Annotated in this window: 18 protein-coding genes, 1 pseudogene and 1 riboswitch; of the genes and pseudogenes, 10 read left to right on the top strand and 9 right to left on the bottom strand. The window is 53.0% G+C overall.

Annotated features, from left to right (window positions below):
* The first annotated feature begins 125 nt into the window (after positions 1-125).
* From CMQ96_RS12285 to hldE, 3 genes are read left to right on the top strand one after another with little or no spacing between them, the layout of a single operon-like run.
* Positions 126-1,424 carry an inorganic triphosphatase gene (locus CMQ96_RS12285; RefSeq protein ID WP_098066880.1) on the top strand — a complete coding sequence of 433 codons (1,299 nt, stop codon included), beginning with the start codon at positions 126-128 and terminating at the stop codon, positions 1,422-1,424.
* Between the two features lie 23 nt (positions 1,425-1,447).
* Positions 1,448-4,282 carry a bifunctional [glutamate--ammonia ligase]-adenylyl-L-tyrosine phosphorylase/[glutamate--ammonia-ligase] adenylyltransferase gene (gene glnE / locus CMQ96_RS12280; protein WP_098066879.1) on the top strand — a complete coding sequence of 945 codons (2,835 nt, stop codon included), beginning with the start codon at positions 1,448-1,450 and terminating at the stop codon, positions 4,280-4,282.
* 58 nt (positions 4,283-4,340) lie between these two features.
* A complete protein-coding gene (hldE, locus tag CMQ96_RS12275) occupies positions 4,341-5,774 on the top strand; it encodes a bifunctional D-glycero-beta-D-manno-heptose-7-phosphate kinase/D-glycero-beta-D-manno-heptose 1-phosphate adenylyltransferase HldE (RefSeq protein ID WP_004125323.1) in 1,434 nt (477 codons plus the stop codon).
* 141 nt (positions 5,775-5,915) lie between these two features.
* Here hldE and CMQ96_RS28660 read toward each other — a convergent pair.
* A pseudogene (locus CMQ96_RS28660) lies at positions 5,916-6,056 on the bottom strand (hypothetical protein); the annotation flags it as partial.
* Here CMQ96_RS28660 and glgS point away from each other — a divergent pair.
* The gene (gene glgS, locus CMQ96_RS12270; RefSeq protein ID WP_004135725.1) at positions 6,048-6,257 is read left to right on the top strand and encodes a cell surface composition regulator GlgS; all 210 of its coding nucleotides are present in this window, start codon (positions 6,048-6,050) and stop codon (positions 6,255-6,257) included. The pseudogene CMQ96_RS28660 and the gene glgS overlap by 9 nt on opposite strands.
* A gap of 54 nt (positions 6,258-6,311) precedes the next feature.
* On the opposite strand, the gene ubiK is transcribed toward glgS, so the two are convergent.
* Positions 6,312-6,593, bottom strand: coding sequence for a ubiquinone biosynthesis accessory factor UbiK (gene ubiK, locus CMQ96_RS12265; RefSeq protein ID WP_004135727.1), 282 nt, complete (start codon positions 6,591-6,593; stop codon positions 6,312-6,314).
* Between the two features lie 120 nt (positions 6,594-6,713).
* Positions 6,714-6,865: riboswitch (FMN riboswitch) on the top strand.
* A 106-nt stretch (positions 6,866-6,971) separates the two neighbouring features.
* Between ubiK and ribB the strand changes: the two genes are divergently transcribed.
* The gene (ribB, locus tag CMQ96_RS12260; RefSeq protein WP_004125315.1) at positions 6,972-7,625 is read left to right on the top strand and encodes a 3,4-dihydroxy-2-butanone-4-phosphate synthase; all 654 of its coding nucleotides are present in this window, start codon (positions 6,972-6,974) and stop codon (positions 7,623-7,625) included.
* A 74-nt stretch (positions 7,626-7,699) separates the two neighbouring features.
* Here ribB and CMQ96_RS12255 read toward each other — a convergent pair whose 3' ends face one another.
* The 4 genes from CMQ96_RS12255 to CMQ96_RS12240 all read right to left on the bottom strand — a co-directional run bounded on the left by CMQ96_RS12255 (position 7,700) and on the right by CMQ96_RS12240 (position 12,693).
* Entirely contained in the window at positions 7,700-8,752 is a 1,053-nt protein-coding gene (locus tag CMQ96_RS12255) for a pilus assembly protein (RefSeq protein ID WP_098066878.1), read from the bottom strand.
* Positions 8,753-8,754: 2 nt separating this feature from the next.
* Positions 8,755-9,489: a molecular chaperone gene (locus tag CMQ96_RS12250; protein WP_024358683.1), complete on the bottom strand. Its 735-nt coding sequence runs from the start codon at positions 9,487-9,489 to the stop codon at positions 8,755-8,757.
* A gap of 15 nt (positions 9,490-9,504) precedes the next feature.
* Positions 9,505-11,955 (bottom strand): fimbria/pilus outer membrane usher protein, encoded by a 2,451-nt coding sequence (locus tag CMQ96_RS12245; RefSeq protein ID WP_224239921.1) that lies wholly within the window; start codon positions 11,953-11,955, stop codon positions 9,505-9,507.
* A gap of 165 nt (positions 11,956-12,120) precedes the next feature.
* Positions 12,121-12,693 (bottom strand): fimbrial-like protein, encoded by a 573-nt coding sequence (locus CMQ96_RS12240; protein ID WP_004135738.1) that lies wholly within the window; start codon positions 12,691-12,693, stop codon positions 12,121-12,123.
* A gap of 1,147 nt (positions 12,694-13,840) precedes the next feature.
* Here CMQ96_RS12240 and ygiD point away from each other — a divergent pair.
* On the top strand, positions 13,841-14,632 hold the full coding sequence (gene ygiD / locus CMQ96_RS12235; protein ID WP_049087447.1) for a 4,5-DOPA dioxygenase extradiol: 792 nt from the start codon (positions 13,841-13,843) through the stop codon (positions 14,630-14,632).
* 46 nt (positions 14,633-14,678) lie between these two features.
* Here the strand turns inward: ygiD and CMQ96_RS12230 are convergent, their stop codons facing one another.
* The 3 genes from CMQ96_RS12230 to tolC form a co-directional block, all read right to left on the bottom strand.
* Positions 14,679-15,839: a glutathionylspermidine synthase family protein gene (locus tag CMQ96_RS12230; protein ID WP_004135741.1), complete on the bottom strand. Its 1,161-nt coding sequence runs from the start codon at positions 15,837-15,839 to the stop codon at positions 14,679-14,681.
* A 5-nt stretch (positions 15,840-15,844) separates the two neighbouring features.
* Positions 15,845-16,513, bottom strand: a complete 669-nt coding sequence (locus CMQ96_RS12225; protein ID WP_004135743.1) for a DUF1190 family protein — start codon at positions 16,511-16,513, stop codon at positions 15,845-15,847.
* A 169-nt stretch (positions 16,514-16,682) separates the two neighbouring features.
* The gene (gene tolC, locus CMQ96_RS12220; protein WP_024358679.1) at positions 16,683-18,131 is read right to left on the bottom strand and encodes an outer membrane channel protein TolC; all 1,449 of its coding nucleotides are present in this window, start codon (positions 18,129-18,131) and stop codon (positions 16,683-16,685) included.
* 195 nt (positions 18,132-18,326) lie between these two features.
* On the opposite strand from tolC, the gene nudF reads away from it, so the two are divergent.
* The 4 genes from nudF to yqiA are packed head-to-tail and all read left to right on the top strand — an operon-like array spanning position 18,327 to position 20,805.
* Complete coding sequence (gene nudF, locus CMQ96_RS12215) at positions 18,327-18,959, top strand: ADP-ribose diphosphatase (RefSeq protein ID WP_024358678.1); 633 nt, start codon at positions 18,327-18,329, stop codon at positions 18,957-18,959.
* A complete protein-coding gene (locus CMQ96_RS12210; protein WP_004125296.1) occupies positions 18,956-19,378 on the top strand; it encodes a DUF1249 family protein in 423 nt (140 codons plus the stop codon). The genes nudF and CMQ96_RS12210 overlap by 4 nt, the downstream gene beginning before the upstream one ends.
* Before the next feature lie 24 nt (positions 19,379-19,402).
* Positions 19,403-20,230, top strand: coding sequence for a 3',5'-cyclic-AMP phosphodiesterase (gene cpdA, locus CMQ96_RS12205; protein WP_004135749.1), 828 nt, complete (start codon positions 19,403-19,405; stop codon positions 20,228-20,230).
* Positions 20,230-20,805 (top strand): esterase YqiA, encoded by a 576-nt coding sequence (yqiA, locus tag CMQ96_RS12200; protein WP_098066877.1) that lies wholly within the window; start codon positions 20,230-20,232, stop codon positions 20,803-20,805. Before cpdA ends, yqiA begins: the two co-directional genes overlap by 1 nt.
* Positions 20,806-20,813 lie beyond the last annotated feature (8 nt).

Here is a 20,813-nt window from a genome sequence, read left to right as displayed (position 1 = left end):
GGAGGTGGCCCGGCAAAATGCGCATTGCATGGCGATTCGCCGCAAAATACTATTTACTGACAAGAAATATCGTTGTTAGTTCGCCGCAATTTCCCGGCACAGCATATAAGCGGAAGAATTCAGTCATGGCTCAAGAAATCGAATTAAAGTTTATCGTCGCTCAGGATGGCGTTGACGCGCTGCGTCAGCACCTCAACACGCTGGAGTCAAAGCATACGCCCGCGGGTCAATTGCTGAATATTTACTATGAAACGGCGGATAACTGGCTGCGCCGCCACGACATGGGGCTGCGCATTCGCGGCGACCAGGGACGCTATGAAATGACGCTGAAAATCGCCGGGCGCGTCGTCGGCGGCCTGCATCAGCGTCCGGAATACAACATTCCGCTGGACACGCCGGAGCTGGCGCTGGAGAAACTGCCGGCTGAGGTCTGGCCGCAGGGAGAACTGCCGGCGGAGCTCGCACAGAACGTACAGCCGCTTTTCAGCACTGATTTTGCGCGTGAAAGATGGGTTGTAAAGGAAGGCGATAGCGAAATTGAAATCGCGCTCGACCGCGGCGCAGTCAAAGCCGGTGAACACCAGGAGCCGATTTGTGAACTGGAGCTGGAACTGCTGTCCGGTAAAACGCAGGACATTCTGACCCTTGCCCGTCGCCTGCTGGATACCGGCGTACTGCGCCAGGGTAGTCTGAGCAAGGCGGCGCGCGGTTATCATCTGGCGCAGGGCAATGAAGAACGTCCGCTCACCGCGTTGTCTATCCTTCGCGTCGCGCCGAAGGCCAGCGTCGAACAGGCACTGGAAGCGGCGCTGGAAAGCGCGCTCGCGCACTGGCTGTATCATGATGAACTCCTCAATCGCGGCAATGCGAAAGCGAAAGCGGAGATTCTGCACGCCATCGCCCGCGTGCGGCATGCGCTGGTGCTGTTTGGCGGCACTGTCCCGCGCAAGGCCACCACGCTGCTGCGTGAGCGTCTGAACGAAGCCGAAACGGCGCTGGCGGAGGCCGAAACGGCCCAGGCGGCGCTTTTCAGCGTGGCGACCGTCAGAGCGAAGCTGACGCTCACCGATCTGCTGGTAAACCGCGGCTGGCGTCCTTTCCTGAACGCTGCCGGGGAACAGAAGATTGCCGGATCGTTTAAACGCTTCGCGGATATTCAGCTCTCCAGAGCGGCGGCGGAGCTGAAAAACGCCTTCCGCCAGCCGTCCGCTGACGGTTATGTCGATCAGCTTCCGCGCCTGACCCGCGAAATTGACACCGTTCAACTGTTATCCGGAGCCTATCTCGACGTCGCCGGGCCGTGGCTGGAAAACTGGCAAGAGACCCGCCGGGCGATTGCGCATAACGACAGTAGCGTTATCGAATATTTTCGTCGCCAGGCGCTGGCAGCGGAGCCGTTCTGGCTGCATAGTGGAAAACGATAATTTCAGGCCAGGGAGCCCCTAAGATGCCGCTTTCTTCGCAGTTACAGCAGCACTGGCAGACGGTCATAGACCGACTGCCAGTGGATTTTCCCGTATCGACGTTGAGCGAACGGGCGCAATCGGTTATGGCCTTCAGCGATTTTGTCGCGCAGAGTCTGATCGCGCAGCCGCAGTGGCTGGCGGAGCTTGAAAGTGCGCCTCCCGAGGCGCTGGAGTGGCATCACTACGCCGAGTGGCTGCGGGTTCGCCTGGCCGAGGTCAATGATGAGGCCGCGCTGATGCGTGAGCTGCGCCAGTTTCGCCGCTGGATTATGGTGCGCATCGCCTGGGCCCAGGCGCTATCGCTGGTCAGCGAAGAGAGCAGTCTACAGCAGCTCAGCGCGCTGGCGGAGACCTTAATCGTCGCCGCGCGCGACTGGCTTTACGCCGCCTGCTGCCGCGAATGGGGGACGCCGTGTAATGCGGAAGGTTCAGCTCAGCCGCTGCTGATCCTCGGCATGGGCAAGCTCGGCGGCGGCGAGCTGAATTTCTCCTCCGACATCGATCTGATTTTCGCCTGGCCGGAGCACGGCTCCACCCGCGGCGGCCGTCGCGAGCTGGATAACGCGCAGTTTTTTACCCGTCTCGGACAGCGCCTGATTAAGGTGCTGGATCAGCCCACCCAGGATGGCTTTGTCTACCGCGTGGATATGCGCCTGCGCCCGTTTGGCGACAGCGGCCCGCTGGTGCTGAGCTTTGCCGCGCTGGAAGATTATTACCAGGAGCAGGGGCGCGACTGGGAGCGCTATGCGATGGTGAAAGCGCGCATCATGGGCGATAACGATGGTGTTTATGCCGGCGAGCTGCGCGCTATGCTGCGGCCATTTGTCTTCCGCCGCTATATTGATTTCAGCGTGATTCAGTCCCTGCGTAATATGAAGGGAATGATTGCCCGCGAGGTGCGCCGCCGGGGTCTGAAGGATAATATCAAGCTCGGCGCGGGCGGTATCCGCGAAGTGGAGTTTATCGTCCAGGTCTTTCAACTGATTCGCGGCGGTCGCGAGCCGATGCTGCAACAGCGGGCCCTGCTGCCGACGCTGGCCGCCATCGAGGAGCTGCACCTGCTGCCGGAAGGCGATGCGCAGAGGCTGCGCGAAGCCTATCTGTTTTTGCGACGCCTCGAAAACCTGCTGCAGAGTATCAACGATGAGCAGACGCAAACTCTGCCGCAGGATGAGCTTAATCGCGCCCGGCTGGCTTGGGGGATGGGCGCTGCCGACTGGGAGACGCTCAGCGCGCGGCTGGCGGAGCAGATGGCCAACGTGCGCCGCGTGTTTAATGAACTGATTGGCGACGATGAAACGCAGTCGCCGGATGAACAGCTTGAAGAGTACTGGCGCGAACTGTGGCAGGACGCGCTGCAGGAGGACGATACCAGCCCGGCGCTGGCGCATCTTGCTGATAACGATCGCCGCAGCGTGCTGGCGCTGATCGCCGATTTTCGTAAAGAGCTGGATCGGCGGACGATTGGTCCGCGCGGCCGTCAGGTGCTCGATCAGCTCATGCCGCATCTGCTTAGCGAAATCTGTTCGCGCGCCGATGCCCCGGTGCCGCTGGCGCGCATCACGCCGCTGCTGACCGGAATTGTCACCCGTACAACCTACCTGGAGCTGCTGAGCGAGTTCCCCGGCGCGCTAAAGCACCTGATTAGCCTGTGCGCCGCATCGCCGATGGTCGCCAGCCAGCTGGCCCGTCACCCGCTGCTGCTGGACGAGCTGCTGGACCCGAATACGCTTTATCAGCCGACGGCCACCGATGCCTATCGCGACGAGCTTCGGCAGTATCTGCTGCGCGTACCGGAAGAGGATGAAGAGCAGCAGCTGGAGGCGCTTCGCCAGTTTAAGCAGGCGCAGCTGCTGCATATTGCCGCGGCGGATATCGCCGGAACCCTGCCGGTGATGAAAGTGAGCGATCACTTGACCTGGCTGGCGGAGGCGATGATTGATGCGGTCGTCCAGCAGGCCTGGCTGCAGATGGTGGCCCGCTACGGGCAGCCGACGCACCTTCACGAGCGCCAGGGGCGCGGTTTTGCGGTGGTCGGCTACGGCAAGTTGGGAGGCTGGGAGCTGGGCTACAGTTCCGATCTCGACCTGGTATTCCTCCACGATTGTCCGATGGAGGTGATGACCGACGGCGAGCGCGAAATCGACGGTCGGCAGTTTTATCTGCGCCTGGCGCAGCGCATCATGCATCTTTTCAGCACCCGCACCTCGTCGGGCATTCTGTACGAAGTGGACGCTCGCTTACGTCCTTCTGGCGCGGCGGGCATGCTGGTGACTACCGCCGATTCCTTTGCTGATTATCAACAAAACGAGGCATGGACCTGGGAGCATCAGGCGCTGGTTCGCGCCCGCGTGGTGTACGGCGATCCTGAGCTACAGGCGCGCTTTGACGCGATTCGTCGGGATATTCTCACCGCCCCGCGGGAAGGCGAAAAACTGCAAACCGAAGTGCGGGAAATGCGTGAAAAAATGCGCGCTCATCTGGGGAATAAGCATCCCGATCGCTTTGATATTAAAGCCGATGCCGGGGGGATCACCGATATTGAATTTATTACCCAGTATCTGGTCCTACGCTATGCCAGTGATAAACCGAAGCTCACGCGCTGGTCCGATAACGTCCGTATTCTGGAACTGCTGGCGCAGAATGACATTATGGACGAGGGAGAGGCGAGGGCGTTAACTCACGCTTACACTACGCTGCGCGATGCGCTACATCACCTGGCGCTGCAGGAACAGCCGGGGCACGTGGCGCCAGAGGCGTTTAGCGAGGAGCGTGAACAGGTCAGCGCCAGCTGGCAGAAGTGGTTGATGGCTTAACTAAAAAACCGGGTGTGCTATTATCGCGCGCAAAGTTTGCGTCTCGCAGGAGAGAGGAATGAAAGTAACGCTGCCAGAGTTTGAACGTGCAGGAGTGTTGGTGGTTGGCGATGTGATGCTGGACCGCTACTGGTATGGTCCCACCAGCCGCATTTCGCCGGAAGCGCCGGTGCCGGTGGTGAAGGTGGAAAATATCGAAGAACGTCCTGGCGGCGCGGCAAACGTGGCGATGAACATTGCGTCCCTCGGCGCGACCTCTCGCCTCGTTGGCCTGACCGGGATTGACGATGCCGCCCGCGCGTTGAGTAAGGCGCTGGCCGACGTTAACGTGAAGTGCGATTTTGTCTCCGTCCCGACGCACCCGACGATTACCAAACTGCGCGTGCTGTCGCGTAACCAGCAGCTGATTCGTCTCGATTTTGAAGAAGGGTTCTCCGGCGTTGACCCGCAGCCGATGCACGAACGTATTCAGCAGGCGCTGGGCTCCATTGGCGCGCTGGTACTCTCTGATTACGCCAAAGGCGCGCTGACCAGCGTTCAGACCATGATTAAGCTGGCTCGCGACGCGGGCGTTCCGGTGCTCATTGACCCGAAAGGCACGGATTTTGAACGCTATCGTGGCGCCACCCTGCTGACGCCTAACCTCTCAGAGTTTGAAGCGGTAGCGGGTAAATGTAAGGATGAAGAAGAGATCGTTGAGCGCGGGATGAAAATCATTGCCGATTTCGATCTCTCCGCGCTGCTGGTGACCCGTTCCGAGCAGGGGATGACGCTGCTGCAGCCTGGGCGGCCGCCGCTGCATATGCCTACTCAGGCGCAGGAAGTTTATGATGTTACCGGCGCGGGCGACACGGTCATCGGCGTGCTGGCGGCGACGCTGGCTTCCGGCAACACGCTGGAAGAGGCCTGCTATTTTGCCAACGCGGCGGCGGGCGTCGTGGTGGGTAAACTCGGTACCTCTACCGTTTCGCCTATCGAACTGGAGAACGCGGTGCGCGGGCGCTCAGAGACCGGTTTTGGCGTGATGGGCGAAGAGGAGCTGAAGCTGGCGGTCGCCGCGGCGCGCAAGCGCGGCGAGAAAGTGGTGATGACCAACGGCGTGTTCGACATTTTACACGCGGGCCACGTTTCCTACCTGGCGAACGCTCGCAAGCTGGGCGACAGGCTGATTGTGGCGGTGAACAGCGACGCATCAACGAAGCGTCTGAAAGGCGAGTCTCGTCCGGTCAACCCGCTGGATCAGCGTATGATCGTGCTGGGCGCGCTGGAAGCCGTCGACTGGGTGGTCTCTTTTGAAGAGGACACACCGCAGCGGCTGATTGCCGGCATTCTGCCGGATCTGCTGGTGAAAGGCGGCGACTATAAGCCGGAACAGATTGCCGGTAGTGAAGAGGTATGGGCAAACGGCGGCGAGGTGCTGGTGCTCAACTTCGAAGACGGCTGTTCGACGACCAACATCATTAAGAAGATCCAGAAAGATAACAAACAGTAATGTTTTCTCTCCCCACCGTAGCGGCGGTATATCCGGGATTATCGCGCTAAACGCCGCGTAACCGACGATTCCGCTACAAAGTAGTGCAAAAGAGGCCCGCGATCGCCTAATCGCGGGCCTCTTTTTATTTAATGACGGCATAAATGATTTGGCGCAATAAATCACCATGTTGGGCGCATTTTTCGTACAAAAAACGTTAAGGTAAGGATAAATACTGAAGTAAGTAAAAAGCATATGACCAATCAGAACACCAACGGCTGAAGGAGTATGCGTATGAAGAATAACGATATGTATTTAATGAAGAATTTTGATTTCCTGGCCCAGAGTTTCGCCAGAATGAACGCACAAGGTCAGCCCGTCGATCTTCAGGCCATTGTTGGCAATATGGATGAAGCGCATCGTGAATGGTTCTGTCAACGCTATGAGCTTTACTGCCGGCAGGCGAACAGCGCGATGACGCCAGAAGCGGAGCTGGAGCACTAATCAACTTTCCACCTTACCGATATGACAACGGGCCTTGCGGCCCGTTGCTTGTTTTTACTGCTTCTCTTCTGCGTCAGGCGTCGCCGACGCGCTCAGCGAACGGCTTTCCAGATCGTTAAGACGCTGCTCCAGCAGCGCCAGCTTTTCACGCGTGCGCAGCAGCACCTGCGTCTGCACGTCGAACTCTTCGCGGCTTACCAGGTCCAGGCGAGTTAACTGCGACTGGAGCACCTGACGAATTTTTTTCTCCACGTCTTCCCCCAGATCGCGGAGCCCTTTCGGCATCGATTCATGAACCTGACGGGCGATTTGTTCAATTTTTTTCGGGTCAATCATGGTGGTATCCTGCTCTGGTCGGTTATGGGCTCATTGTAGTGCGATCGTCGGTGCCTATAAACCATAAATGTTTGAAGCTTATGCATTGCCGACGATAGTCAATAGCGTTATAGTGACCTTGCTTATTCTCAGGGCGGGGCGAAATTCCCCACCGGCGGTAAATCAACCATAGCGTTGAAAGCCCGCGAGCGCTTTCTGTGAATGCAGAAAGGTCAGCAGATCCGGTGTAATTCCGGGGCCGACGGTTAGAGTCCGGATGGGAGAGAGTAACGGCTCAGTCGGGTTTCTGCCCGCTTGCGTTGACTTTTGCCGCTAAACCGGCGCTCCTAAGACTGCCCTGATTCTGGTAACCATACAATTAATGAGGTTTTTTTTACCATGAATCAGACGCTACTTTCCTCTTTTGGTACCGCTTTTGAACGTGTGGAACACGCTTTAGATGCACTGCGCGAAGGCCGCGGTGTGATGGTACTTGACGATGAAGATCGTGAAAACGAAGGCGATATGATTTTCGCCGCTGAAACCATGACCGTTGAGCAAATGGCCCTGACTATTCGTCACGGCAGCGGTATTGTTTGCCTGTGCCTGACGGAAGATCGCCGTAAACAGCTCGACCTGCCAATGATGGTTGAGAACAACACCAGCGCCTACGGTACCGGTTTTACCGTGACCATCGAAGCCGCTGAAGGCGTGACCACCGGCGTTTCCGCCGCTGACCGCGTGACCACCGTGCGTGCGGCGATTGCCGATGGCGCGAAGCCGTCCGACCTGAACCGTCCTGGCCACGTTTTCCCGCTGCGCGCGCAGCCGGGCGGCGTGTTGACCCGCGGCGGCCATACCGAAGCGACTATCGACCTGGTGACGTTAGCAGGTTTCAAACCGGCTGGCGTACTGTGCGAACTGACCAACGATGATGGCTCTATGGCCCGCGCGCCGCAGTGCATCGAGTTTGCTCAGCAGCATAATATGGCTGTGGTCACTATCGAAGATTTAGCGGCTTACCGTCGTGAGCACGAACGTAAAGCCAGCTGATCGCTGACATTGCGCCAAATAATAAAGCCGGGTTATCCCGGCTTTATTATTGTCAGTCATGAAATTTTTAACGACTATTGATAATTTATCTTGATGATGACATCTTTACTGAATGGCCCATCGGCCACAGATTCAGACGGTTTTTTAGTGAGTTCGGCGGTATAGTTATGCGTTACTGTTGAAGGTTCACCGGGTATATATGTTGTAAAAGGCATATATTGGTTGAAAAGAACATCAGTATTAGCCGTGTCATCTACGATATTTAATAATAGCCCGTTCCCTATATCCAGATGTGTGGAATCATAGGGATTTTCATTAATATAGAAACTGGTAGTTATATCAAATCGTTCAGTGCAGCCTGCAGTTTGATCTCGAATAGTTGAAAGACTAAAGTTTTTTTTCAGGACCGGCATGTTTTTTTCATAGTTATAAATAGCTCCGAAATCAACAGATTGATTTTCAGGATACAGCTTAACTGATGCTGTGCAGGTCAGAATATGGATATTATCCAGCCCTGAAATATAGTAACGTAAATTGTTAGCGTCGCTAAGCAGGTTCGCTCCCCCTTGGCCATCAAATTGCAGTACGTTAATATCGCCAAAATTATAGACCGTTGAACTATCGGGAGGAATCGCTGCAATTTTAACGTACAGGCGGAAGCGGGCGTTAAAGGTTATATTTTTTTGCAGTGACGAACCATTACATACAGGATCATGATAGACATTTGGGATTGGAGCCTGATCTATCCTATCAAGACAGGCGCCGGTGTTGATCCCTTGATTAATGCCTTCATAATCGACACCGGCATATGTTACGCCAAAAGTAAAATAGGGATTGTTGAGCACATCGCCGCTATTAAAAGCTGATAACTTTATCCACGCATAGATATTTTCTGTGGGATTCGATGGAGACCATTCGCTCGCTTTATCGCAGTAAACCGTAATGTTAATGTCCGAGCTTTCCCATATCTTTTTCCCTAGCTGGATGTCGTTAGGGATGGTGAATGGGGGGAGAGTTAGCGTTGCGCTCACCGGGCCGCCATAGGTATTTTGATAGCAGTCAACCGCCCACGCAGGGAATGAAAACAGGCAGGCTAATAATGCTAAAAAACTGATTGCTTTTTTCATTATTATTCCTTTTTCACCGGTTCGGACTGGCATGTTGCCTGAACAGAGTTGCAGCTGATCTTAAACATATGCAGGCCACCGTAATCGCCAATATAGCCGACCTGGAAATTCGCCGGTAAATTTTTAATTTCCTGGACCGCCTGGCCAAAGGGTTCGGCCATCATGCTGGCGGTTTTCGGTAGCAATGTTTTGCCGTTAACGCCGATATAACCGACAGTAATAAAGTAGGGAGACTTGTTCTTCAGCGTCAATCCACTGGCGGTTCGGCTAATGTCGACTTTGCCGACCAGATTTACCTGTCCATCAGGTATTTCGATAGCCTTTGGTCGCCAGAAAAGCTTAATCCGGCTCTGCATGGCAATCTGCATAACGTTTTTCTGTTCTGAACGCGGCGGAATTTCCCGAATATTGTAATAAAATAGCGATTCTCTGTCGGCAGGAAGCTGCGCCAGCGTTGCTTGCCCCATCAGGCGCACCTGCGCCTGCTCGCCGGCTTCAAGGCGCAACATTGGTGGTATTGCGGTGATATAAGTACGAGATTTTTTATTATCCTTGTCCTCTATCCATGATTGGGCAAGGAAAGGCGTGTCGGGACTCTGGTTGGTCAGACGCACCGAGACGCTTTTATCCGATTGGTTATAAATGATGCGTGTTCTGTCAGGAGATACGGCGGCATTGGCCGCAAAACTGGCGCCCGCCAGGCATAAAATTCCTTTTGTCATTACGTTTATCTTCATTGTCTTCATCCTGAATTAATGTTGAGACTTACACGGTAAAATAACGGCCTGACCATCAGCATTACTGTGGTTAGGTGGTGTAATGTCGCAGGCTTTATCGTTCCATTTGAGCGTCAGGATACTATTTTCCTGCACGCCGCTGAGGTACACGAAGCCATCATCGGCCACCAGTCCGATATCACGACCGGTCGATTTATCTGTCACGGTAACGCCCAACGGCGGATAGCGTCCATCTTCCAGGCGGATGACGCCAATAATTTGATAGCCTTTGGTCGCGCTGAGCGGCATATAACCAATGGCTCCCTCGGTTAGCGTGGTGCGAATAACCGAGTTAGTGACATCGACACCTTCAGGTAGGTTGTTATTATTTACCATTACCGTGGCGGTAGTATAGTTACCCACCGATGGGACCACGGAAATACCAAATATATTAGTCTTACTGCGATTGTTATTCACTTCAACGCCAGAGATGCTATCCGCATCCACCATGACGCGGGAACTATTACCGGGGCTATAATCATGGAATGCCGCCCCATAACGCGTTGCCGTAAACGAACCGTTCCAGCCCGCGCTTAATGTGCGATAGTTGCTGGGCTGCACGCTGCCGTTAACATTTAGCCGGCCCCAGGGAGAGTAGTGTTGGTAATAACCACGCAAGGCCGCTTCGCCATCGCTATAGTCTTTATCGCTGCCAGATACGGATAAATTCCAGGTGTTGTTGCGGTCCGAACTGTCATAGTATGTTGCAGTTTGTGTAGCGGCGTCGTCGCCGTAGCGTTGCAAACTGTAGGTAACATTGCGGTTGTTTTCAAATGGTACTGAAATAGAGAAATAGTATTGATTTTCTTCATCATCGCCCCAGCTCACGCGGCTCATTGCCAGAGAGGCGGACATATTCTTGAAATTGCCAATATCAAAGTTGCGGCTAACGGAGAATGAATAGTTGGTATTGGTATCACTATTCCAGTAGGTATTGCGCGTTATGCTCAGATAGCTGTTTAGCGCCAACGGTTCGATATATTGGTTAAATGAGAGGACATAGCTCTCTTTTTCATTATTGTTGGTATTGTTACCATCACGCGAATTGATATATTCACTCATCGTGACATATTCTTTATCCGAAAAACGATAACCCGCGAAGGTTATCTGACTGCCCGTTTCCTCGAAGCGCTTAGAATAGTTTGCGCGATAGCTGAAGCCGCGCTGCTTGCCTTCATTGTCATCGCGTAAATTGGCCTCTGCCCGTGTGACATCAAAGGAGAGGGAGCCAAAGCTATTCAGGTTAAAGCCGATTCCGCTGGTCGCCGCCTGGTAGTCGTCGGCGGTAACGATCGCGCCGCCGTATAAAGAGATATCGCTCAGCCAGCCCCATGAAATCTCTCCCGTCCAGAAGAGTGGGTTGTTAATGTCGTTGTGGGTGGTTGATGTAGGCTTGCCCACGGAGCTTTTATAACGTATCTGGCCCTGACGCGTCAGAAACGGGATAGAGGCTGAACCGACCTGAAACGTGCTTTTACGCCCATCTTCTTCTTCAATGGTGACATCCAGTTGCCCCTGCAACGTGGTCCCCAGATCGGTAATTGTAAACGGTCCGGGGGAAACGGAAGTTTGATACAAAGTACGGCCGTTCTGTGAAACGGTGACCCTGGCGTTTGTTTGAGCGATGCCGCTTATTTGCGGCGCGTATCCGCGCAGGTCCGGCGGTAGCATCTGTTCGTCGCTCTCCAGTGAAGCGCCGGTAAAATGGAACGTATCGTAGAGATCGGAACTGAGATCATACTGCCCCATGGTGAGTTTCGATGCCAGGGATGGAATAGGGCGGAACAGATAGGTTCGCGGTAGACTGCTGTTGCTGCCGTTGGAGTTATTTTCAGTAAACGACTGATCGTACTGATAATCGCTGCGTAGACGCCATGCGCCTAAGTTGAAACCCAGCGTACCGTAGGTATTTACGTTTTGGTTGCTGTCGCCATGGCTGGGAACATACTGGCTGGCGTATAGGTTATAATCCATGATAAAACCAGTAACCCCCACGTCCCAGAACTCCGGCGGGGTCCAGTTTTTGGCCCGATACTTCATCCACGCTTGGGGAACCGTTAAGGTCAGTATCATATTCGCTTTGTCCAGGCGAGTGACCAGGTCCGATTTATGGCTCAGATCGAGGCAACCTTGCGGGTTCAGCGGCTGTAGAGACAAGATAAACGCATCCGCAAAACCAAATTCTGTTAGATGTTCTTGAGTCAGGCAAAGCAGAGACCCATTTTCATTATCCGATTTTATCCATTCGAGATTATAGGCGCGCGGAAGCGTATTTTTGTTTATTTGTACGCGTACTAAATAGGTACCAACAGGGATGTAACCTTTCTTTTCAAATTGCGAGAGATCGACGTTTTCCCGATCTTCGGCATCGATCATATCTGTATTAAATTCAATGGCATAAATCGACGTTGATAAAGAAAATACCATACATACAGAATAGAGGGCCCGCTTTATTAAAAGAGATAATCCTTTGGGCGTTAAATCGGAATAAATGAGATTACGCATAAAATCCGTTTCTTTTAATAAAGTAGGCCAACAAAGCCGGTGATTTTTCACCGGCCTGGATTAATCAAGCAAGACAACAAATAGTGATTATTGATAAGCCAGGACGTAGTTTGCCTGAGCGTAAACATCACCTTCGGTAGCTTTTTTGGTCGGAGATTCCATACGTGCGTGGAAGTTCAGATCCTGAGTCGGGTTGGTATCGGTAAACATGACCGGAACTGCGGTGCCCAGAGTAACGGTGTTGTAACCTGCATCCAGGATACGCACGCCAACGTTAGTTGCGCCGCCGTAGTTGTTTTCTTTGGTGTTGGACATCAGGCTAGTGTCGGAAACATCAACGTTAGCAGAGGTAAAAGTCACATTAACTTTGTTAATAGTAGTGGTTTTGCCTTCAGTATCAGTGCTGGTCAGTACGCAATCACGCAGTTGAATAGTGAAGTCAGCAGACTGAGAATACTGGCCGCCATTCAGCACGGTGTCAGCAACCTGACCCAGATTTACGTCAATCTGAGAGCTTTCCGGAGCAACAGAGCAAGGTGCAGTAATTACTGTGCCGGAAAAATTAACGATACCGTGACCCTGATCGATTGCGCTTGCATTAAAAGCAGCTGTAGATAAAAGGGTAGTGGTGGCAACAGCGAGCAGTGTTTTCTTTAACATGGAATATAATCCTTTATAGATTAATCATATCTAGCGAATATAAACAAAATCCTGAAAGTTAAATATTAGAACCTGGGGGTTAATATTAACTTACGGCGCGAAATTATCATGTCACCATCTGTTACACTCGTTATTTATAGTTAACATTTATCTTTAGTTTAAGTTAATATATATGTTATTATTGCGTTTCTTAGACTATAGTCTGAATTGCTAAGCATGTTTAGCGCGATTTTTAACTTTTAATATATTTTATGTGAATGTAACTTCTTCTTTTTGCTATCGGATTTTTATCACCATAATAGCTGTTAACTTAAAATTGTCCTTTACTATAGAATATGCGGCTGACTATTTTTATTACTTAATGTTAAATTGGATAATTTGAACTTATTTCTTATTTGTTATGGATTCACGAGATGAATTGACTATGCCGATCCTGACATAAAATGATTTTATCTGCCAATCAGCCATAGACTATGTCTTATGGCGACACGGTTCTTAATATGTAGGTCTTTTAACCCATTAATCTCATAAATTAGTATGGTCTGGACTACGTTATTGGAGAACATGACTTTATTCAGTTGGCGGCTAACACCAATTTATTAGTATAATCTATGTATATGGAAAACTCGATACTCATTGTCAGAGTATATAGTTGGTTATTCTCTTTTAATGAATGGTTATGAATAAAATATCCTGCAGAAATATAGCGTTAGTGAGCTTTTCCTGATAGGTAATGATTACGAGCTGATTAAAAATAGAGCGGGTGCGCCATGCAGAGTTGATCTTGTCATCTACATGCGAATACGCGATATAGAGTGTCTACAAGATGCTCCCTCTTTGTCGACAAATAACAGAGAATGCTTATCGGCTCAGTCAGTATTGAACGTTTTTGCCAGTAAGCCTCTTTCTGTGACTCACGTTGCCCGTGGACTGATTTTGAAAAACGTTTAAGATGCGGAAAATAAACAGCGTGTAATGATGGTAATTTGTTGAATTTAAATGAAAATTTAAAGTTCTATTCTGGTTGCAATCCAATTTTATTGATATTCAAATTTTCTGACGATCATCATCATGCTTATCTGAGTTTATCCTGAATAAAAAGCGCGTAAGGTAAATGCATCCACTATTCTCAACCAAGGATATTACTATGTCACGTATCCGCATGCCGGCACTGTTTTTAGGCCACGGTAGTCCGATGAACGTGCTGGAAGATAACATCTATACCCGCGCCTGGCGGCATCTGGGCGAGACGCTGCCGCGGCCTAAAGCTATTGTGGTGATATCCGCGCACTGGTTTACACGCGGTACGGGAGTGACCGCGATGGAGGCGCCGAAAACAATCCATGATTTTGGCGGTTTTCCACAGGCGCTTTACGATACGCATTATCCGGCGCCGGGTTCACCTGAGCTGGCCCAACGCCTGGTTGAGCTGCTGGCGCCGGTGCCGGTGACGCTGGATAAAGAAGCCTGGGGCTTTGACCACGGTTCATGGGGCGTGTTGATTAAAATGTATCCCGATGCCGATATTCCGATGGTGCAGCTGAGTATTGATAGTACGAAACCCGCCGCATGGCATTTAGAAATGGGGCGTAAGCTGGCTCAGCTGCGCGATGAAGGCATTATGCTGGTGGCCAGCGGCAATGTGGTGCATAACCTGCGTACTGCGCGCTGGCACGGCGAGAATACGCCCTATCCTTGGGCGGAGTCGTTTAATGACTACGTGAAGGCGAATCTGGACTGGAAAGGTCCCGTAGCCGAGCATCCGCTGGTGAATTACCTGGCGCATGAAGGCGGATCGTTATCTAACCCGACGGCCGAGCACTTTCTGCCACTGCTGTATGTTCTTGGCGCCTGGGACGGCGAGGAGCCGATAACTATTCCGGTTGAAGGAATAGAGATGGGGTCGTTGAGTATGCTGTCAGTAGTGATTGGCGCTTGAGAAAAAACAAAACCCCGGCAGTAAGCGGTGCTGCCGGGGTTCAATGTTACTCGACGAAAATGTGCGGATAAAAGCGCGACAGGTCCTGCGTGATCAGCGCCCGGTCTTCGCGAATGCCAATCCCCGCAGGCTGATCGTTAATTAGCCAGCTGCCGATGAGCGTGTAGCTATCGCCAAACTTCGGCAAAGGATAGAACTCCTGTACAATGGTGCCTTCTTCGCCGTACGGCCCTTCTACAGCTTCCAGCACCTTACCGTTCTCCATGATAGAGACGTTCGCGCCTTCGCGGGAGAAGATAGGCTTGATAACGTACTTGTCCATCTCCGGATGCGCATCTTCGCTGAAATAAGCGGCCAGCAGGTTCGGATGGTTGGGGAACATCTCCCACAGCAGCGGCAGCAGCGCTTTATTGGAGATAATGCTCTTCCATGCCGGCTCCAGCCAGCGCACGCCGGCATCTTCCAGCTTGGTGGAGAACACCTCGCGCAGCATGTACTCCCACGGATAGAGCTTGAACAGATTACCAATCACCTGGTCCTGCAGATCGGTAAACTGACCTTTTTCGCCAAGACCGATATCTTCGATGTAAAGGAATTCGGTCGCCACGCCCGCTTCTGCGGCGCAGTCCTGCAAGTATTGCACGGTACCGCGGTCTTCAATGGTATCGCGGCAGCAGGCCATATGTAGCAGCTGAAAACCGAACTGCTCGCGCAGTTCGCCGAAGCGATCGATCAGCTTCTCCTGAAGGCTGTTGAACTGATCGCTGCCAGCCGGAAGTTGACCGGCGTTGAGCTGATCTTCCATCCAGATCCACTGGAAGAATGCCGCTTCATACAGAGACGTCGGCGTATCGGCGTTGTTCTCCAGCAGCTTCGGCTCACCCACGCCGTCCCACGCGAGATCGAGACGCGAATACAGCGAAGGCTGATGAGTTTTCCACGACTGGCGCACGAAACCCCATGTATGTTTGGGGATGCGAAATTTGGCCATTAATTCATCGCTGGCGACAACTTTCTCTACCGCCTGCAGACACATCTGATGCAGCTCAGCGGTGACGTCTTCGAGCTTCTCAACCTGCGCCAGCGTCAGCTTATAATAGGCTTCTTCACTCCAGTACGGCTCACCGTACATGGTGTGAAAGTTAAAGCCATATTCTGTCGCTTTTTCACGCCAGTCCGGGCGCTCGGTAATGCTGATTCTTTCCATGTCGCTTAGCCGCCCATCGAGCGTGAAGAAGAGGAGCTTGCTGAGCTACGCTGCATAGTTGATTGCTTAGCGACCGAGTCGCCAAACCCGCCGCGCGTCACGGTGCTGGTGGTGGCCGGTTTTGGCGCCATCGCGGTTTTCGGCACGTTCATGGTACGGCCCGGCTGCGCTGCGCCGTAGCTCTTACCGCCTGCGTCGGTATATTTACCATACGCCGGGCTGGCCGGATTTTTTGAGCTGAACAGCGGTTGCTGAGCGCCCATTCCGCCGCCCATCATCCGGCCCATCATGTAGCCAGCCATCAGCGGCATCCAGAAGCTGCCGCTGCTTTGCGCCTGGGCCTGGTTTTCCGGAGCCATGCCAGCCTGAGCCGGCGCCTGCTGGCACTGACCTTCACCGAATTCGGCGACGCAATCTTCACGAGAGGCGTATTTCGGCGCGGTACGTTCCGCTTCTTTAAGCGCGTTATTGTAAGCGGTGGTGCACTCTGCGGATTTGCTCGGGTTAGCGGCAGAGCAGTCATCGGCGTTTTGATACAGAGAAACCGTTTCATCGCTTTGTTCACAACCGGCGAGCATAAATACCGCCGTCACGGCAAGCGCGACGGGAGTTAAGTGTCGAGCGCTCCAGCTTTTGCGGAAGGAGGCGTGTTTAATATTTTTTGTCCGTTTCATATTTGTCTTCCTGGACCCAGTGGTATGCGTTTTGTTAACGCTCAGGATAGAGGATGAGTGGTGGAAAATGAAGCGAATAGGGGCGGAAAGCGGGGGATCTTTACGTTGCCTTACGTTTAACGCTTCGCTTACCCGGCGGGTAAGCGAAGCGCGGACTGCGCAAACTTGATTACTGGCGGAACGGATTGCTGCCGCTGGTGCTGCGCGCTGATGCCGGTTTTGCCGCGGCGGTGTTGCTGTAGCCGTCAGCGCTGGCATCCTGCTGCGGGTTCTCCGGCGCGACGCTGTCCGGTGAGGTCGGAATCGCTTTACCCAGCGTATTGTTCAGCGCAACCAGATCCTGCTCGTTCAGCGTACCGAGCGCAGACTTGATATTCAGCTCGTTAATCAGGTAGTTATAACGGGCGTTGGACAATTGCTGTTTGGCGTTATACAGCGTGGTCGTCGCGTCCAGGACATCGACGATGGTACGCGTACCCACCGAATAACCGGCTTCCATGGCATCCAGAGAGCTCTGGGCAGAGACCACGGCCTGTTTGTAGGCATTGATGCTGCTGATAGACGCGTTCACGTTGTTAAACGAGGAACGAACGGTCTGCACCACGCTACGATGCGCGCTTTCCAGCTGCTCGCTGGCGCCGACAAAGTTGTACTGCGCTTGTTTAACCTGGGAGTTCACCATCCCGCCCTGATACAGCGGCAGGGAGAAGTTCAGGCCGATTTGGTTCTGCCCGATATCTCTGTCCGGCGTTGTGCTTTTGGAACCGCTGTAGCTGCTATTAGATACGTTACTGGACGCGTTTAAATTCAGGGTCGGCAGATGCCCGTCCTGCGCCTGGCGAATTTGCTCGCGCGCCAGATCCTGGCTCAGGCGGGCCTGCAGCAGCGACAGGTTGCGGTTTTCCGCTTCTTTCAGCAGCGCGTTAACCGCTGACGGCTTAGTCGTTTTAAAACCATCGACGTTCAGCGAGGCCAGCTCCGGATAGTAGTTGCCGGTCACCTGGCGCAGCTCTTCAACCGCGTTATCGAGGTCGTTGCGCGCGGTCACTTCATTCGCCAGTACGGCATCATACTGTGAACGGGCGTTCTGCACGTCGGTGATGGCCACCAGGCCAACGTTAAAGCGCTGGGTGGTCTGATCTAACTGGCGATAAATAGCCTGTTTCTGCGCTTCGGTATAGGAGAGCGTATCGATAGCGGCCAGCACTTTAAAATAGGCGGTCGCAGTGTTCAGGATCAGCGTTTGCTGGTCCGTCTGATAAGTGACGTCCTGAATGCCAGCGTTCTTTTCCTGCAGCGTCAGCGCGCGCCATTTCGACATATCGAACAGAACCTGCGTGAGCTGCAGCGAGCCGCTGGTGACGTCGGAATTCTGGTCTTTAGCATCACGGAAGCCGCTGGTATAGGTATAATCAGCACCCAGACCGAGCTGTGGTAGTAATGGGCTACGCGCTTCGTTGATCTTCTCGAATGCGGCATCACGATCGGCTGCTGACTTACGCAGATCAGGGTTGCTGATACGCGCCTGCTGATAAACCTGCAGCAGGTTTTCTGCCTGGCTCATGGCGCTGAAGCCAGTCAGGCCCAGGCCGATAAGGATGGGAAAGAGTTTCTTCATTTGCATTCCTTGTTGTGAAGCATTTAGCGCTACTCAAATTCTAAAAATAATCACTGATTGTATAGAGTCTGTTACCGTAAAAAGTTGGCGTAATGTGCCATGGGGCGGTAATTTGCACCAATCTAACATACGAACCGTAAAACGGTAGCCACACCGCCTATAAATTCATAACTTCATGTTCTACAGGATATCGAAATGAGCGACGTCAATCAGCAGGGGATTACCTTCTCTAAAAACGATGTAGAAATTATTGCACGCGAAACGCTTTATCGCGGTTTTTTTTCGCTCGATTTATATCGTTTTCGCCATCGCCTGTTTAACGGCGGCATGAGTGATGAAGTGACGCGTGAAATTTTTGAGCGCGGGCACGCCGCAGTCTTGCTACCCTTTGACCCGGTGCGCGATGAAGTTGTGCTCGTCGAGCAGATCCGTATTGCGGCGTACGATACCAGCGCGAGCCCGTGGCTGCTTGAAATGGTCGCCGGTATGATAGAAGAAGGCGAATCTCCTGAAGATGTCGCCCGTCGTGAAGCGGTGGAAGAAGCCGGGCTTAATGTTGGCCGGATTAAACCGGTCCTGAGCTACCTGGCCAGCCCCGGCGGCACCAGTGAAAGACTGTCTATTATGGTGGGGGAAGTCGATGCCACGACGGCAAAAGGGATTCATGGATTGGCCGACGAAAATGAGGATATTCGCGTCCACGTGGTGAGCCGGGAACAGGCTTACAGATGGGTGGAAGAGGGGAAAATCGACAACGCAGCCTCTGTCATCGCGCTGCAATGGCTGCAACTGCATTATCACAATTTACGCAACGAGTGGACAAAATGAAGCGTTATACGCCTGACTTTCCTGAAATGATGCGCCTGTGTGAAACCAACTTTGCCCAGCTGCGCCGCCTGTTGCCGCGAACGGATGCAGCGGGAGAAAAGGTGAGTTACCAGGTGGGCAACGCGCAATACCGATTAACCATCGTCGAATCGACCCGCTACACTACGTTAGTGGCGATTGAGCAGACGGCTCCGTCGGTGAGCTACTGGAGTCTGCCGTCAATGACGGTACGGCTCTATCACGATGCAATGGTCGCTGAAGTGTGTTCAAGCCAGCAGATCTTTCGCTTCAAAGCGCGGTATGATTATCCTAATAAAAAGTTGCATCAACGCGACGAAAAGCATCAAATTAATCAGTTTTTGGCCGATTGGCTGCGATACTGTTTAGCACATGGAGCGATGGCGATTCCGGTTTGTTAGCGTCGTGAAACCTAAGGACACCATTTGGAAAGCCTGTTAAACCTACCTTTGGCTGGTGAGGCCAGAGTCAGGATATTACAAATTACCGATACTCACCTGTTTGCTGAAAAACACGAAACGCTGTTAGGTATCAATACCTGGGAAAGCTATCAGGCCGTACTGGATGCTATCCACGCCTCACAGCGAGAATGCGACCTGATTGTTGCTACAGGCGATCTGGCGCAAGATCACTCTGCCGCGGCCTATCAGCATTTTGCTGAGGGCATCGCGAGTTTTGCTGCACCTTGCGTCTGGCTGCCGGGTAATCATGATTTTCAACCGGCGATGTATAGCACGCTGCAGGAATCAGGCATCTCCCCCGCTAAACGCGTATTGCTGGGCGACCATTGGCAAATATTGCTCATGGATAGCCAGGTGTTCGGCGTGCCGCACGGCGAGCTGAGCGATTTCCAGCTTGAATGGCTTGAGCAGAAGCTGGCGGAAGTCCCGGAGCGGTATACGCTGCTGCTGTTGCACCACCATCCTATGCCGTCAGGCTGCAGCTGGCTGGATCAGCATAGCCTGCGCAATGCCGGGGCGCTTGATTGCGCGCTGGCCGCGTTTCCTCGCGTTAAGCATCTGCTGTGCGGCCATATTCATCAGGAACTGGATCTTGACTGGAACGGTCGGCGCATGATGGCCACGCCATCCACCTGCGTGCAGTTTAAGCCGCACTGCGCTAACTTCACGCTGGATACCGTCTCTCCGGGCTGGCGCTGGCTGGATCTGCATCCTGATGGCACGTTGACCACTGAAGTTTGCCGCCTTGAAGGCGTGAAATTTCACCCGGATATCGCTTCAGAAGGATACTGATGTCTACGCTTCTCTATCTGCATGGTTTTAACAGCTCGCCGCGCTCGGCAAAAGCGACTGCGCTGAAAGAGTGGCTGGCGCGGACCTATCCTGACATCTCAATGGTGATACCGGAGCTCCCGGTTTACCCCGCGCAAGCGGCGGAATATCTGGAGGCCATCGTGCTGGAGCACGGCGGCGAACCGCTAGGCGTTGTCGGTTCCTCGCTGGGGGGATATTACGCGACCTGGCTATCGCAGTGCTTTATGCTGCCGGCGGTGGTCGTGAACCCTGCGGTGCGCCCGTTTGAGCTATTGAACAATTTCCTTGGCCCCAATGAGAATCCATACACGGGGCATCAATATGTGCTAGAGTCTCGCCATATTTACGATCTCAAAGTCATGCAAATTGACCCGCTGGAAGCGCCGGATTTAATCTGGTTATTGCAGCAAACGGGCGATGAAGTGCTTGATTACCGCCAGGCCGTTGATTATTTCGCCTCCTGCCGACAGACGGTAGAGGAGGGCGGTAATCACGCATTTGTTGGCTTTGAAGATCATTTCACTCAGATTATCGATTTTCTGGGCCTGCGCTGAGCGGTTCG

This window comes from Klebsiella sp. MBT K-1, assembly GCF_002556465.1.
Classification (GTDB): domain Bacteria; phylum Pseudomonadota; class Gammaproteobacteria; order Enterobacterales; family Enterobacteriaceae; genus Klebsiella; species Klebsiella grimontii.
Note: the sequence above shows the minus strand (reverse complement) of the source record. Positions and strands in the feature narration are given on the sequence as shown.

Coding starts and splice junctions, on each gene's coding strand:
- CMQ96_RS12210 (WP_004125296.1), top strand. CDS start 18,956: ATGAAGCGTTATACGCCTGACTTTCCTGAAATGATGCGCCTGTGTGAA.
- ygiD (WP_049087447.1), top strand. CDS start 13,841: ATGTCACGTATCCGCATGCCGGCACTGTTTTTAGGCCACGGTAGTCCG.
- glnE (WP_098066879.1), top strand. CDS start 1,448: ATGCCGCTTTCTTCGCAGTTACAGCAGCACTGGCAGACGGTCATAGAC.
- CMQ96_RS12240 (WP_004135738.1), bottom strand. CDS start 12,693: ATGTTAAAGAAAACACTGCTCGCTGTTGCCACCACTACCCTTTTATCT.
- hldE (WP_004125323.1), top strand. CDS start 4,341: ATGAAAGTAACGCTGCCAGAGTTTGAACGTGCAGGAGTGTTGGTGGTT.
- CMQ96_RS12285 (WP_098066880.1), top strand. CDS start 126: ATGGCTCAAGAAATCGAATTAAAGTTTATCGTCGCTCAGGATGGCGTT.
- CMQ96_RS12245 (WP_224239921.1), bottom strand. CDS start 11,955: ATGGTATTTTCTTTATCAACGTCGATTTATGCCATTGAATTTAATACA.
- CMQ96_RS12250 (WP_024358683.1), bottom strand. CDS start 9,489: ATGAAGATAAACGTAATGACAAAAGGAATTTTATGCCTGGCGGGCGCC.
- ribB (WP_004125315.1), top strand. CDS start 6,972: ATGAATCAGACGCTACTTTCCTCTTTTGGTACCGCTTTTGAACGTGTG.
- nudF (WP_024358678.1), top strand. CDS start 18,327: ATGAGCGACGTCAATCAGCAGGGGATTACCTTCTCTAAAAACGATGTA.
- CMQ96_RS12230 (WP_004135741.1), bottom strand. CDS start 15,839: ATGGAAAGAATCAGCATTACCGAGCGCCCGGACTGGCGTGAAAAAGCG.
- tolC (WP_024358679.1), bottom strand. CDS start 18,131: ATGAAGAAACTCTTTCCCATCCTTATCGGCCTGGGCCTGACTGGCTTC.
- CMQ96_RS12225 (WP_004135743.1), bottom strand. CDS start 16,513: ATGAAACGGACAAAAAATATTAAACACGCCTCCTTCCGCAAAAGCTGG.
- CMQ96_RS12255 (WP_098066878.1), bottom strand. CDS start 8,752: ATGAAAAAAGCAATCAGTTTTTTAGCATTATTAGCCTGCCTGTTTTCA.
- ubiK (WP_004135727.1), bottom strand. CDS start 6,593: ATGATTGACCCGAAAAAAATTGAACAAATCGCCCGTCAGGTTCATGAA.
- yqiA (WP_098066877.1), top strand. CDS start 20,230: ATGTCTACGCTTCTCTATCTGCATGGTTTTAACAGCTCGCCGCGCTCG.
- glgS (WP_004135725.1), top strand. CDS start 6,048: ATGAAGAATAACGATATGTATTTAATGAAGAATTTTGATTTCCTGGCC.